Origin of the sequence: Cedecea neteri, assembly GCF_000757825.1 — a bacterium.
GTDB classification, from domain to species: domain Bacteria; phylum Pseudomonadota; class Gammaproteobacteria; order Enterobacterales; family Enterobacteriaceae; genus Cedecea; species Cedecea selenatireducens.
The window spans coordinates 4,705,454-4,719,561 of the sequence record NZ_CP009451.1 but is presented as its reverse complement, the minus strand read 5'-3'; the positions used below and the strand labels follow the sequence as shown (position 1 = coordinate 4,719,561).

Below are 14,108 nucleotides of genomic sequence, written 5' to 3'. Positions count from 1 at the left end.
TTTCAGGACATGAAAACTATTCTGATCATCGTTCCTGACGGCGGCATGCTGTTCGAAGCCGCCGGTATCGCCGACATTCTGATGCAGGCCAATCGCCTGCATACGGAGGCTCTCGCCGAACCTCGCTACCGCATTAGCATCGCTACCACGCAGCCTCATCACGTTGTGCACGGCATGTCCGGGCTCAACCTGCTGGCCGACCACCGGCTGGCGGACCTCGATCCCGACGAGCCCCGCGATACCATAATGATTACCGGCAAAGGCCAAAGCGAGCATGAAGGCAGCGCCGTGGTGGAGTGGATACGCCGCGCGGCATCCAAAGCTGACCGCATCGCCTCCGTCTGTGGCGGCGCGATGCTTCTGGCCCAGGCGGGGATACTGAACGGCCGCAGGGCAACCACCCACTGGCGAATGCTGGAGGAAATGCAGGCCAAATGGCCGCAAATTAAAGTTGAAGCTGGCCCGCTGTACATTCAGGACGGGCCGGTGTGGACGTCAGGCGGCGTGAGTTCCGGTTTCGATCTTACGCTGGCGCTGGTGGAGTCCGATTACGGTTTCACCCTCGCCCGCGACGTCGCTCAGGATTTAGTGATGTATTTACATCGCCCAGGCGGGCAGCTGCAGTTCAGCCGCTATCATCTGCGCCAGGCCGCCAACACCGGGCCTATAGGACAGCTACAGGACTGGCTGCTGGATAACCTGGCGGACGATTTGTCGGTAGAGAAACTGGCAGAACGCGTTGCCATGAGCCCAAGGAATTTTACCCGCGTCTTTACCCGTGAAACCGGCGTTACACCCGCTCGCTACGTGGAAGAGGCAAGGCTTGCCGCCGCGCGTCATCATCTTGAACAGTCAACGGACACCCTGGAACGGGTCGCTGCTGCAGCGGGCTTTGGCAGCGCGATCAATCTGCGCCGCGTTTTTGAGCGCCAGCTTCACCTTACGCCCGGAGAGTACCGCGAGCGCTTCCACTGCCGTAAGTTGGCGTGAATTGATCCTTTTTTGTCATTTACGCCATTCCCCCCTGAGCATACTCTGACCCCAGACATTCAAGAGAAGGAGTGAATCATGGTTAAGGTCGGGATTAATGGTTTTGGCAGGATCGGACGTAACGTGCTGCGCGCCGCGCTGGGTAACCCGGAGATTGAGATTGTTGCTATCAACGATCTGACGGACAGTAAAACTCTCGCACACCTGCTCAAACACGACTCGCTGATGGGCAAACTACCCGCGCCGGTGGAGGCCTCAGAAGGCCAACTTCACGTTGACGGCAAGCCGGTTCGCGTCTTCAGCGAAAGAGATCCGGCGCAGATTCCTTGGCGCGAAGTTGGCGTAGATATCGTTATTGAAGCCACAGGATTTTTCACCAGCCGTGAAAAAGCAGAGGTTCACATTACCCACGGCGGCGCAAAACGCGTGATTATTTCTGCCCCAGGTAAAGATGACGACCTGACCATCGTGCTGGGCGTGAACCACGATAGCTACGATCCGCAGAAGCACTTTGTGGTCAGCAACGGCAGCTGCACTACCAACGGCCTCGCCCCTGCCGCTCAGGTTCTGCATCAGGCTTTTGGGATTGAACACGGGCTGATGAACACCACCCACGCCTACACCAACAGTCAGGCGCTGCACGACCAGCCGGAAAAAGACCTGCGCGGGGCGCGTGCGGCAGCTCTGTCGATTGTGCCCTACTCCAGCGGCGCGGCTAAAGCCCTCGGCAAAGTTATTCCTGAACTGGACGGCCGCCTGACCGGCTATTCCCTGCGCGTGCCGGTGCCGGTGGTGTCTATCGTCGATTTAACCGTCACGCTTAAACGTGATGTGACAGCGGAGGAAGTGAACGCGGCGTTCCGTAAGGCAGCAGAATCAGGCCCGCTGAAAAATATTCTGGGCTATAGCGATGAACCGCTGGTGTCCAGCGATTATCAGGGCGACCCGCGATCTTCGATTATTGACGGGCTGTCTACGTTGGTGATTGGCGGTAACCTGGTCAAAATTCTTGCCTGGTACGACAACGAATGGGGCTTCTCGAATCGCCTTGTTGACCTTGCGTTACTGATGGATAAACGCGGCCTGTAAGGCCTAAAAAAGTAAAAAGCCAGCCTTTCGGCTGGCTCTTTTATTACTTAAGCGAGTTCGCTATAGCGTTGAACATCAGGGAAGCTTCCAGCGGCTGCGCGCTGAAAGACGGCTCTGCCTTCGGCCAGGTAGACCACTGGACAATCACCAGCTTCTCTTTCTGGTTCACCATGATCATCTGCCCAAAAATCCCCAGCGCCCACATCGAGTCTTTACTTTCCAGGCCGTGCTTCGGCCCTACATTGCCCGCATTCGCCGGAACGCTGTTGTTCCACCATTCAAAACCGTAGCTGCCGTCCGGATGCGCGGCGGTGACGGATTTTTGCGCTTTATTCCAGTCACGAGCCTGTGACACCCAGCCATCAGGCAGCATTTTCTTGCCGTCCGGCAGCACGCCGTTGTTCATAATAAACAGACCAAATTTACCCCAGTCTTCGAGCGTGGCGTTGAAGCCATGTGCGCCGACATCATGCTTGCCTGGCTGATAGCTGTGCCACACGCCGTCGTGCGTCATGCCGTAAGGCTGCCAGATGGCCTCCTGAAGGTTTTGCGCCAAAGATTTGCCGGTCGCTTTTTCCAGCGTATCGCCCAACAGCCAGGCTCCGCCGGAGGAGTAAGACCAGGCCTCGCCGGGCTTAGCGTAAGCTTTACGCTGCGGGTCTTTCACCAGCTTATTCACGCAATCGTAGGTATCGCTGTTCGCTTCGCACTGCGTCAGTTGGGCAAAGTCGGACTTCGGATTGGTGTAATCCTCACCCCAGCTGACGCCCGAGGTGTGCTGCAGCAGTTGCCGCACCGTGACGTGTTCCCAGGCGGTGCCTTTAACATCAGGGTTGTACTTAACAATCTCGTCGTCGAGCGAGGTGATTTTCCCCTCTTTTACCGCCACGCCAACCAGCGTGGAAACCACCGATTTCCCCACCGAGCGGGATGTCCACAGCGTGGTCGGCGTGTTGCCTTCGCCGTAATAATCCCAGACGATTTTACCGTCCTTAATCACCATCATGCCGGTCACGCTGTTTCGCTTCAGGTATTCCCCCAGCTTAAAATCGTGTCCGTCGTACTGGTAGCTTACGCCCGAGAGATCTTTTGCTGCGCGTGGGACAGGCACAGACTGCCCGGCTTTGAAAACATCGCCCTCATAGGAACGGTAATCATTACGAAAGCCCACGACGCGCTGCTGCTGGTTCCAGGTCAGCATGTCTTTTACGTCAGGCAGTTTCGTGTCCGTGGGAGCGGGACAAGTTGCGAGCTGGAGCGTCTGGCAATCCGCAGTTACGGGAGCGGCGTTCACCTGCAGGGCGGCACCAAGGCAAAGGGTAAGCAGGCAAATTCCGGTATTCAGTTTAGTCATCGTGTTTTCCTTGAAAGTGGCGTTATCGCCTGTCAACACGCGGACTGTAGGGCATATTTCTCAATATGAGATATCGGTTAGCGGGGGAATATCCCCCACTCTAAAACAGGTGAGTATTTTAGAGGCAAAAAAAAGCCCCTGCGCTGGCAGGGGCTGATTTACTGATTGAACGCGGGAAGCTTACAGCGCCATATCGTGCTGTGGAGAAGCCTCGGCTTTCGTTTCGGCAGGTTTAGCGACCGGCGTAGCGCTCTGGTCATTCATTTCAATGACCGGCGGTTTGGTCAGCTGCAGCGTGGCCGCAGTGTCATTCCAGACTTTCTGAGTCAGCGCCGCATTGCCGTTCATCTCCTGACCGTAGCTTGGCACAACGGCACGGATCTTGTTCTGCCATTCAGGAGAGTTGAACTGCTGCGGGAACATCTGCTTCAGCACGTTCAGCGTGATCGGTGCGGCGGTAGAAGCACCTGGAGATGCGCCCAGCAGCGCAGAAATGGTTTTCTGCTGGTCAACAACGACTTCGGTACCGAGCTTCAGCACGCCGCCTTTGTTCTCATCTTTCTTGATGATCTGTACACGCTGGCCGGCCTGGATCAGTTTCCAGTCTTCTTTACGCGCCTGCGGATAGTACTCTTTCAGCGCTTCAAAGCGGTCTTCATCACTCAGCATTACCTGACCAATCAGGTATTTAACCAGGTCGAAGTTATCCAGACCTACGTCGGTCATCGGCATAAAGTTGCTGGTCGTGGTGGTGCTCAGCAGGTCAAAGAAGGAACCGTTTTTCAGGAACTTAGTAGAGAAGGTCGCGAACGGCCCGAACAGCACCACGCGCTTACCGTCGATAAAGCGAGCATCAATGTGCGGCACGGACATCGGCGGTGCCCCTACGGACGCCTGGCCGTACACTTTTTCAAGATGCTGGCTGGTTACCGCCGGGTTTTCGGTCATCAGGAACGAACCACCCACCGGGAAGCCGGCATAGTTTTTCGATTCCGGAATACCTGTTTCCTGCAGCAGCTTCAATGCGCCGCCACCGGCACCGATAAAGACATATTTCGCGTCGATGGCGTGTTCTTTCCCGCTATTCACGTCTTTAATGGTGACGTGCCAGGAATTATCGCCATTGCGCTTGAAGTCGGTCACTTCAGAAGAAGTTTGCAGGGAGAAGTTCTGGCTTTTTTTCAGGCTGCCGATCAGCTGACGGGTAATTTCACCGTAGTTGACGTCGGTGCCGACCGGCGTCCAGGTGGCCGCCACTTTTTGATTCGCATCGCGCCCTGCCATGACCAGCGGAGCCCACTGCTTAATTTGCTCATGGTTGGTAGAGAATTTCATGCCCTGGAATAGCGTCGTTTTCTGCAGCGCGTCATAACGCTTGGTCAGATACTCGACGTTTTTATCGCCCCAGACAAAACTCATGTGCGGCGTGGAATTAATAAACGAATGAGGGTCGTTCAAAATACCGCGCTGAATTTGCGCAGACCAGAACTGACGAGAAATCATAAACTGTTCGTTAATTTCCAGCGCTTTACTGACATCAATAGAACCGTCCGGGCGCTCCGGCGTATAGTTCAGTTCCATATTTGCAGAGTGCCCGGTACCGGCATTATTCCAGCCGTTAGAGGACTCAAGCGCCACGCCGTCGAGCTTCTCAACCATGACCTGTTTCCAGTCCGGCTGCAGCTCCTGGAGCCACGTCCCGAGAGAGGCGCTCATGATACCGCCGCCAATCAGCAGGAAGTCGGTTTTTTGCGTGGAATCCGCGTTAGCGTAGCTAGCAGAGCTTACGAATAACGCCAGTGTTGTCAGAGAAATAATTGTCTTTTTCATTGCAGGCATAATAATTATATTGCATCGCAGGTGAATGAAGTATCTCTATGTTAACCCACTTTCACGATATTTTAAAATCTCATTCACATCTTCATTAATCCATACAATTAATGCCGGTGATTTTTTTAATTAAAAAAATCAAATAAAATCAACTCTGATGGAATTTATATTCCAACAAAACACAGTCACTATTCTCAAAATTACTGTCGGTAATTCGCTTATTTATCGCGATGTTATTGGTAAAAGAAATCCATGGCTGCACATGGATTCTCTCATCTGCCCGATCGCGGTCTCAGGGCAGAATCTTGCCGTTAGCGGTTTGTGCTATTTTGCTCAACCACCTTTATAAAGACGTTCAGCTGGCGGCGAATATACTCCGCCGTTACCGGATCGGTTAAGCGCCCGTTCTCCGTTTTCTGATTGGCAAAACTGACGGCCATCTCCGGCAAAGGCACCATATTACACAGCATGGAAGCCAGCGTTTCACGCAGCTGATATTGCGCCCTGACGCCGCCGAGCGCGCCGGTAGATTGCGACACAAAAAAGACGTATTTGTCCATCATGCAGCTGGCTCTGACCGGCCGTGAAAGCCAGTCGAGCGCATTTTTCAGCACGCCGGGCATGCCGTGGTTGTATTCCGGTACGGTAACGATCACCGCATCGGCCTCTGCCACCAACCGCCGGGCGGTCGCCACGGACTCGGGCAATTCACCCTTTTCCAGGTCCTGGCAGTAATGTTCCATGGCACCGATATCAAGTGCAGTAAAGTGGCTCTGCTCCGGCAGCATTTCGCTAATGCTGTTCAGCAACGCGCGGGAAGCTGAGTCATTGCGCAGACTGCCTGCAATACCTACGAAACGTAATGTTTTCATCTTGTTCTCCTCTTAATCCGTCGATGCACGTATTATCAGGAAAAAAATAAGATGATTCTTTCGCTAATCAGCCAAATCCCTTCTCAGGAGTGCCAATATGTCAGATCCCGCATCCGTCGCCGTTGTAGCTTCCGACATGGCGCATCTCCGGGGTGACGATGTGACTTTTCACCGCCATTTGCAGGGGCAGCTTAGCGTCACGCTGGCGGGCACCCTTCGACTGCAAACCGAATCAGGCTGGTGGCTGGCAACGCCCGGCAACGGCATCTGGGTGCCGCCGGGCGAACTTCACCGCGCGCTGTACACCGAGCGCTCGCGGCTGATTAACCTGCGTTTCAGACAAGGATTGGAACAGCAGCTTCCGCAGCACTGTTCCCTTATCGTCGCCTCAAATTTGCTGACCGAGCTTGCAAAAGAGGCATTAGCCGTTCAGCGGGGATCTGGCGAACAGCTAGAGCTCATCGCCCAACTGATGCATTTTCAACTGCGCAAGCAGGTGCTGAAAACAGACTTGTTCGTGCCTGAAGGAAACGATAAGCGCCTGAAGCAAATAACCGGCCTGCTCAGGGAAGCCCCTGCCTGTAATAAGACGCTCGAGCAGCTAGCCTCGTTAGCCTTCACCAGCCCAAGAACGCTGGCGCGACTGTTTGAAAACGAAACCGGGATGAGCTTCACGCGCTGGAGAGAGAGAATGCGGGTTATCAGTTCGGTGGAGAAATTAATCGGCGGCGAACCGATAACACGGGTGGCCTATGATATGGGCTATCAAAGCGCCAGCAGCTTTACCACTGCTTTTACCCGCATTATCGGCATGCCGCCGGGACGTTATCTTAAAGAGACTTTCACGCCGGATAAAAGCTGACGGCGGGTGACGGCCGCCACGGCAAGCGCCAGCATCATCACAATTTCAGCGGCCAGGAAGCCTATCATTGCCACCGAGTAATCCCCGCTTTGGCGCTGCAGATGCAGGAACAATGCCCCCAGCACGGCAGGCCCAAGCCCCAGGGCCGATTGCTGCAAGGTGCTCAGTATGGCGCTTGCCGCTCCGGCATCGTTCAGGTCGATATCGCGCATGCCGATACGATAGAAGCTGTTCACAATCAGCGCCTGCCCGTAGCCGGTCACCAGCGTGGCAGGCGCAATAGCCAGCGGGCTGGCGTGGGTGCCAAAATGGTAGAGCGTAAATATCAGCCCCAGCAGGCCCACAACCTGAATCGCGATCCCGCTCAGTAGAATAGTGCTGAGCGAATGGCGCACGATAAGCCTCGGCGCAAACCACGCTGAAACAAAATAAGAAATGCCCATCGCAATAAAGCTGTTCCCGGACTGCCACGGCGCCATGCCCATTCCCGACTGCAGCGTCAGCGCCATACAGAACATAAAGCCCGACCAGCAGGTAAAGAACAGCAGCGCGATAAGCAGGCCAAACCGTATGCTACCCAGCTTCAACAGCCTTGGCGGCAACAGCGGCTGTAGCCCACGCTGTTGCTGGCTTAGCGCTCCGACGCGCATCAGGTAACCCAACGGCAGCGTGGCCACCAGCATCAGCTGCATCGGCCACGGCCAGTGCAGATCGGGGCCAAGCGCCATCGGGAACAGCAGGCAGCAAAGCATCAGGGCAAGCGTGACGGTGCCCTGCCAGTCGATGCGCGAATGGCTTTCGCTGCGAGTTTCAGGAATATAAAAGCGGCTCAACACCAGCACTAACAGGCAAATAGGCACGTTGATAAAGAACGCATTACGCCAGCCCAGGCCGGCAATATCCGCCGATACCAGCCAGCCGCCGCCCATTTGACCGATAATAAAAGCAATCCCGCCAATGCCGCCATACAGGCTGATGGCGCGGGCGTGAGCGGTGCCCTTAAGCGTGACGTGCAGCGTAGCCAGGATTTGCGGCACAATCAGCGCAGCCCCAACGCCTTGCAGGGTACGTGCGGCCAGAAGCTCGGTGACCGAGCCGGAAATCCCGCACAGTAATGAAGCAATGCCGAACAGCGCCACGCCCCACAGCAGGGTTCTGCGGCGGCCGTGGTTATCACCCAGCTTGCTGCCCACCGCCAGGCTTACGGCAAAGGCAACGCCGTAAAGCGCAACGATAAGCTCCAGCTGAGTTGGCGTGGTGCCGAGGGACTGGGTGATTGAGTCCAGCGCCACGTTGGTAATAGAGGTGTCAATCAACGGCAACATCTGGCCCGTCAACAGCAGCACCAGGCCAGCACGACCGGGTGAAACAGGCGAATTATTCATCAGGGACTCCATTGCATAGTTCAGGATACCGACGTAGCATTCCTGATAATTTAACCGGGTACCAGTTCCTGCTTATACTGGTACTGGCACTACTATTCTGGAGTATTTGTGATGCTCATCACTCAGCCCGAGCTACGCCCCGGCCCGCTGGACGACAGCCGTAAAATGCTGGCGCTGTTTTTGCGTACCCGGCGTGAAAGCCTGGATCCACAGCGTCTTGGCCTGCCACGGAGCGGACGCCGCCGCACGCCTGGCCTTCGCCGTGAAGAGGTGGCGCTGCTCGCCGACATCGGCGTGACCTGGTATACCTGGCTTGAACAGGGGCGAGAAGTGAATCCTTCCTCCAGCGCTATGGCGGCAATTGCCACCGCGCTGCAGTGTTCCCCGGCGGAAACCCGCCACCTGTTTATCCTGGCCGGCCTTCCCCCTTCCGAAGCACCCGCTGCCGCTCAGTGTGAGGGGCTAAGCCCCGCCGCGCGCCGCATGCTTGATGCGTTAATGCCTAATCCGGCCAGTATTCAGAAGCCCAACTTCGATATCCTTGGCTACAACTCGCATTTTTGTCAGCTGATGGGCGTTAATCTCGACAACGAACCGCCCGAACATCGCAACTGCATATATCAGTATCTGACGAATGAAACCTGGCGCAGCCGGGTAGACTGTAACGAGGACGTATTACCCAAGTTTGTTGGCTGGTTCCGCGCGGGGATCACCGAGCATCGCGGTGACCCGCGCTGGGAAGCTCTTCTGGAATCGTTTTTCGTCGCCTCTCCGGCTTTTAAAACGCTCTGGGAGCAGCGCTACGAAATCCGTAATATCGAGAACCATATTAAGCAGTATACCCACCCGCAAATTGGTACCTTCGGCATGCAGCAGGTCAACTGGTACTCCGCGCCTCGGGATGGTTCAAGGCTGCTGGTCTATCTGCCGATAGATGAACCGGGCGAGCGGGCTTTACGTCTCTTTTCACAGTCCAGCGGAGCCTGATTTCAGGTTGACGAGTGGGCAGCCCATAGACAGGCTGCCCGTTTTTTTCTTTGTTTTAAGAATAACCTCAGGGAAACCTGAGATACCCTTCTGAATTGACCACAAAATAAAAATAAGACTTCGCCGAAAACATTACATTTATCAAATAAATTCAAAAAATTAGCAGCATTTTCATGCTTCTTGCCCGCATTAATTGAACATCAGATTATTTTTACATCAGGCAAATTTTCTTCTGCGCCAGGGCATCATGAAACCTCCGTGTACGTAATAGGTTATTCCGGTGTTATATCGCCATTGAATTGTTAACCAGGCTATGTAAAATCACGCTACTATGCTGAAACCACGCGAATTCCTTGTCGCGGCGATGCAACTTAGCCGCCGCACCGTTTTGCGTGGGCGTATCTCACGTCGTGGAAAATTTTCCTGTGCGGCGCTCCTTGCTCCCGCGGCGGTTGGGTTTTAACCTTTTTCTCAGGGAACGTCTCAATGAAATTGCGAAGCCTGTTAGTCCTCCTTGTTGTCACCACGGTTGTCGGCTGTAAAGCGCCACCGCCAAAGATGACCGACGACACCATTGTGACCAGCACGGTAAACGGCGTCACCCTTACTCACCGCTATATTGTTGAAGTTCCGAAAGAATTCACGCCGGTGAATGCCGACTATCGGGCGCTTTATCCTGGCTCCATCATGAGCAAGCCTGATTTTGGCGGCAAAGTGATAGCCCAGCTTGAAAACGGCCAAAGCTACACCGTGCTGGGCGAGGTAGAGAACCACTGGTTTGCTATCGCCGAACAGGATCAACCAGAACTTCTGGGCTATGTGCCGCTTAGAGCGCTGGTGAAAAGTGAACTTTATAACCAAACGTTAAAAAAAGACCGCCCACGCCCTCGTCGCGCGGCTAAAAAATCCACCTGCGTTGCGGTAGATAATAAAAGCAAAGCTTGCCAGAACGCCGATAACGGAACGTGGATCATTAACTAAACTTCCCCTTCGGGGGCTTTATCATTGACTACCGCAAGAGCGAGGCAGCCGCCGGCCGGGCAATCCGGACTGGCTTAATGTTGCCGCTCTTTACACACAGGCTAACAAGGATTTTTATGAAACTCTGGCTTTCGGGTATGGCGTTGCTGCTGGCATCAACTACCGTCTGGGCAGGGAACTATCGCATCGTTCAGTCGCCTTCCCAGAAGCTGGACGTGTGGATAGACAATATTAAAAGCAATGCCCCGCAAAGCTGGTGTGGAAGCGAACTGCCGGTGCGCATTGTGGCAAACGGTGATAAGAATCCGCTCATCCTCAAGACGTTTATGCCCCGCCTCGGCGCGCTGCTGGAAAACCAGTGCAGCGAAATTGAGCGCGTAAGCTGGCAACTGGAGGATACCGAAGGCGCTTCTCTTGCCCGCGGCTCTGCCTCAAAAGCCAGCGACTGGGAGGTCGCTATTGAATCTCCGCTGTCTTCCGTTGCCACCCGTAACGAACGCCCGGAAGATCTTTCCACCCCACTAGACCGCACCCCATGGCTGGAATTTACCCTGCAGGACGGCTGCCATTTACGAACCTTCTGGCAGGGTGACGCCGGCAGCAGCGCGCTGTTTATTCCCGGCAAAGAAAACGGCAAGTGTGAAAAAGGCGGCTGGCTGAACGGCAGCAGCGAGGTCATTCAGCGCGGCAACGGCGGTGAAAAACGCATCGTAATGACCTTCGTACACGGTTTCCCGGTTAGCGGGCTTAACCCGGCGGCCGATGCCGACAGCCTGCTGATTACCAGCGTTAACAATGAACGCATGGTCGTCAGCAGCGAGCAGGCGCCGCAAAGCTGGTTAATTTTGCCTTATCACCCGGAAATTAACGGCTGGAAAGCCAGCGGCACCGTCGCCGTGGAAGTGCCTCGGGACATGGCGCTTGACGAGCAGCGTCTTCAAACACGGCTGAACGAGGTGCGTAAAGTCTGGTCCGGCTGGCTGGCACCTAATGCGGCGATTACGCTGCTGCTGGTCGAGTCGCTGCACCCGCAGCTGCGCGACCCTGCCGCCGGTGCCTGGCGCGCCCAAAAATAAACTTGTCGCATGTTGCACGACCTCGCGCAGAGAACATCATGATAGATAACGATTTTATACCAAGAGTGCCCAACGCTTTGCCGCCTGGCTACCGCTTTGATGAATTCGAAATTCAGGAAGCTATCGACGCCAGCATGACCAGCATTCTTTACCGGGCCTGGGATCACCAGCTCGAAAGAGTGGTGGCAGTACGCGAATATATGCCGAAAGCCTATGTCATGCGCAATGACGTGCAGGAGCTGGTGCTGCACAGCGAACGCGACCACCTGGTTTACACCACCGGCCTGAACAGCTTTATGCAGGAAGCGCGCCAGCTGGCCCACTTTAATCACCCTAATCTGCCCCAGGTATTACGCATCTGGAGCGATAACAATACCGCCTATGTGGTCACGCTGTTCTACAACGGTATTACGCTTGATGAACTTCAAAAACAGCAGCCGGGACTGATTGATGAAGCGTGGATCCGCCGCATGCTGCCGATGTTGTGTGGCGCGCTGGCCACGCTGCACTCGGCTGAACATCTTCACCGTAATCTGTCCCTCAAAAGCATCCAGATTCAGGATAACGGCCTGCCTATTTTGCTCAATACCGGCGCGCCGCGTGGCGGTCAGGCGTCACTGGATGAAGGCAACACCCTGCTCCACCCTGGCTTCGCGCCGCTGGAGCAGTACACCGGGGACCTGGCCAGCCAGCTTGGCCCGTGGACGGACATCTACGCCGTCGGCGCCGTGCTGTATACGCTCATCACCGGCAGCGCGCCACCTGCAAGCGTGGCCCGCAGCATCCAGGACAGCTGTATTACGCTCGCGGAAAGCCAGCCCGAAGGCTATTCCCTGAACCTGTTGAAGGCGGTTGATAAAGCGCTGTCGCTGAAGCCGGAGGATCGCCCTCAGTCGATTGATGCCTTCGCCGCCCTGCTGGACATCCCCGTCGGCGACGTCAGGGAGTTGGTCAGCAACAAGAAAACCGGTACCGCCCTGGTGCCGGTAGAAGAGCCTGAAGACACCGCGACTCTCCCGCTCTGGAAGCGCTATCAATCGGCCCTGCAAATTGGCGCTGGCGCCGTCGCTGGCCTGATTGTCGGCGCGGTGCTGTTTGGCGGCGGTGGCACTTCGGCTCCTGCCCCCGAGACCATCGCCGAGCCGGTTGTTGCCAGCCAAAGCACGCCGCAGGTGGGTGGCGCACCCGCCGCACCCGCTGCAGAGAGTGCCCTTGCTCGCGTCTATGTCCGTATGAACGAAGGCGAACAGCTGGCTGTTAATGGCAAAGCGCAAAAGGTCACGCCTGCCGCCAACGGCTTTGCCTCGCTGCAGCTTCCAGCTGGAAAATATCTGCTCACTCTTAGCGGCGGCGAGCAATCCCGCAAGCAAACCATTGTGGTGGCGAACCCAGGCACGTGGCTGGTAAATCCACAGGGGTAATTACAGGGGCAAAACACCAGGGTATAGTGCTGGCTGAAATATTTTGACATCAACAAAGGAAGCGATGATGACATCTGCCGTAGCCAGCTATACCACCCGTGCCATACAGAAGTTACAGAAACTGGGCATCATGCCCGCGCCAGAGGCCGAGACGCCGGTGCTTGTATTGCTGGATGCTATTGTGGACCTGGACGCCGACCGTGTGACCACTATCGGCAGGACGCTGCAGCAGCAAAGCGCTTTTAACGCCGTCGTTCGCGACAATATTTCAAGCATGGACGTCGCCAACCGGCAGACCAAAATCGTCGCCGCTTTCGACTCTATCCGCCAGGACGCCACGCAAATGGTGGACTGGCTGGACGACGGCAAACTGGATTTGGTGGAGCGAATTAAGTCCGGCTGGATGACCCTCCGCCGCGGCTCCATTCCAGATCGTTTTAACGCCATTAAAAAGACCTGGCTCGAAGTCGCCAAAGCGTCTGATGAGCAAATCTCCCGCGAAAAAGTTATTCTCGACGCCTACCAGGACTTCCGTTTTGGGCTGAAAGAAGCCCACGTGGATGCTATGGCGCTGATGACGCTGGCAGAGCAACGCGTAGAGCACTGCCGCCAGACGCTGCAGAGCGCGCAGGCAGCCGCAGACAGTACGGAGAACCTTGAAGGCTCAGAACGTTCACGCCGTGAATTAGTCAGGGATGAAGCCCTGCGCGCCATGCAAAAAGAAGACGAGCGCTATCAAATCGTCAAAGATCTCTCCGATAACCTGCTTATCGCCTACAACGCGGCGGAGGCAGTGTTCGCCCGATTACAGCAAACTAACGCGATTAAAGAACGGGTATACCGCCAAGGTGTGACTTTCTTTGCGACCAACGAAATCGTCTTTACCGCGCTCTCTGCCTCGATGACCTCACTTCAGGGCCTCGATGAAAGTACCAAAACGCTGGAAGCCATGAAGGCCGGCATCAACGAGGGCCTTAACACTATTGCTTCAAACGGGACAAAACAGCTCGAAGCCGGGCTGCAGGCCGGCTACGGCTCAACCATAAAAGCCGAGTCCGTGCGTTCACTGGTTAACGCTATCGTCAGTTTCCAGGAGTCCAGCTATAACATGATTGAAGAGCTGCGCGGCGAAGCCACCAGGAACGCTGAAGAACTTGCTGCGGTTGTTGAGGACGGTAAGCGCCGCTTCACCAGCATCGTCACTAAAGCAGAATTGACGCGCTGATACCCAGAGTTTCAACGCCGATATGCCGGACCGATT

At 55.5% G+C, this 14,108-nt stretch carries 12 protein-coding genes; 8 read left to right on the top strand and 4 right to left on the bottom strand.

Annotation, left to right across the window (positions count from 1 at the left end):
• Window positions 1-9 precede the first annotated feature (9 nt).
• Both JT31_RS21970 and gap read left to right on the top strand, forming a co-directional pair.
• A complete protein-coding gene (locus JT31_RS21970; RefSeq protein WP_038482208.1) occupies window positions 10-990 on the top strand; it encodes a GlxA family transcriptional regulator in 981 nt (326 codons plus the stop codon).
• 78 nt (window positions 991-1,068) lie between these two features.
• Window positions 1,069-2,079 (top strand): type I glyceraldehyde-3-phosphate dehydrogenase, encoded by a 1,011-nt coding sequence (gene gap / locus JT31_RS21965; protein WP_038482204.1) that lies wholly within the window; start codon window positions 1,069-1,071, stop codon window positions 2,077-2,079.
• Window positions 2,080-2,122: 43 nt separating this feature from the next.
• Here the strand turns inward: gap and JT31_RS21960 are convergent, their stop codons facing one another.
• From JT31_RS21960 to JT31_RS21950, 3 genes are all read right to left on the bottom strand, one after another.
• The gene (locus tag JT31_RS21960) at window positions 2,123-3,433 is read right to left on the bottom strand and encodes a serine hydrolase domain-containing protein (RefSeq protein ID WP_038482201.1); all 1,311 of its coding nucleotides are present in this window, start codon (window positions 3,431-3,433) and stop codon (window positions 2,123-2,125) included.
• Window positions 3,434-3,613: 180 nt separating this feature from the next.
• Entirely contained in the window at window positions 3,614-5,272 is a 1,659-nt protein-coding gene (mqo, locus tag JT31_RS21955) for a malate dehydrogenase (quinone) (protein WP_144244076.1), read from the bottom strand.
• 302 nt (window positions 5,273-5,574) lie between these two features.
• Entirely contained in the window at window positions 5,575-6,135 is a 561-nt protein-coding gene (locus JT31_RS21950) for an NADPH-dependent FMN reductase (RefSeq protein WP_038482194.1), read from the bottom strand.
• Between the two features lie 97 nt (window positions 6,136-6,232).
• On the opposite strand from JT31_RS21950, the gene JT31_RS21945 reads away from it, so the two are divergent.
• Complete coding sequence (locus tag JT31_RS21945; RefSeq protein WP_052049049.1) at window positions 6,233-6,997, top strand: helix-turn-helix domain-containing protein; 765 nt, start codon at window positions 6,233-6,235, stop codon at window positions 6,995-6,997.
• Here JT31_RS21945 and JT31_RS21940 read toward each other — a convergent pair.
• Window positions 6,961-8,382 (bottom strand): MFS transporter, encoded by a 1,422-nt coding sequence (locus tag JT31_RS21940; protein WP_038483496.1) that lies wholly within the window; start codon window positions 8,380-8,382, stop codon window positions 6,961-6,963. The genes JT31_RS21945 and JT31_RS21940 overlap by 37 nt on opposite strands.
• Window positions 8,383-8,493: 111 nt before the next feature.
• On the opposite strand from JT31_RS21940, the gene JT31_RS21935 reads away from it, so the two are divergent.
• The 5 genes from JT31_RS21935 to JT31_RS21915 all read left to right on the top strand — a co-directional run bounded on the left by JT31_RS21935 (window position 8,494) and on the right by JT31_RS21915 (window position 14,072).
• Window positions 8,494-9,369, top strand: coding sequence for a helix-turn-helix transcriptional regulator (locus JT31_RS21935; RefSeq protein WP_052049048.1), 876 nt, complete (start codon window positions 8,494-8,496; stop codon window positions 9,367-9,369).
• 486 nt (window positions 9,370-9,855) lie between these two features.
• Window positions 9,856-10,350: an SH3 domain-containing protein gene (locus JT31_RS21930; protein WP_038482192.1), complete on the top strand. Its 495-nt coding sequence runs from the start codon at window positions 9,856-9,858 to the stop codon at window positions 10,348-10,350.
• Window positions 10,351-10,466: 116 nt separating this feature from the next.
• A complete protein-coding gene (locus tag JT31_RS21925; protein WP_038482189.1) occupies window positions 10,467-11,426 on the top strand; it encodes a hypothetical protein in 960 nt (319 codons plus the stop codon).
• Between the two features lie 38 nt (window positions 11,427-11,464).
• Window positions 11,465-12,847, top strand: a complete 1,383-nt coding sequence (locus JT31_RS21920) for a serine/threonine protein kinase (RefSeq protein ID WP_038482186.1) — start codon at window positions 11,465-11,467, stop codon at window positions 12,845-12,847.
• A gap of 64 nt (window positions 12,848-12,911) precedes the next feature.
• Window positions 12,912-14,072, top strand: coding sequence for a merozoite surface protein 3b (locus JT31_RS21915; RefSeq protein ID WP_235212896.1), 1,161 nt, complete (start codon window positions 12,912-12,914; stop codon window positions 14,070-14,072).
• Window positions 14,073-14,108 lie beyond the last annotated feature (36 nt).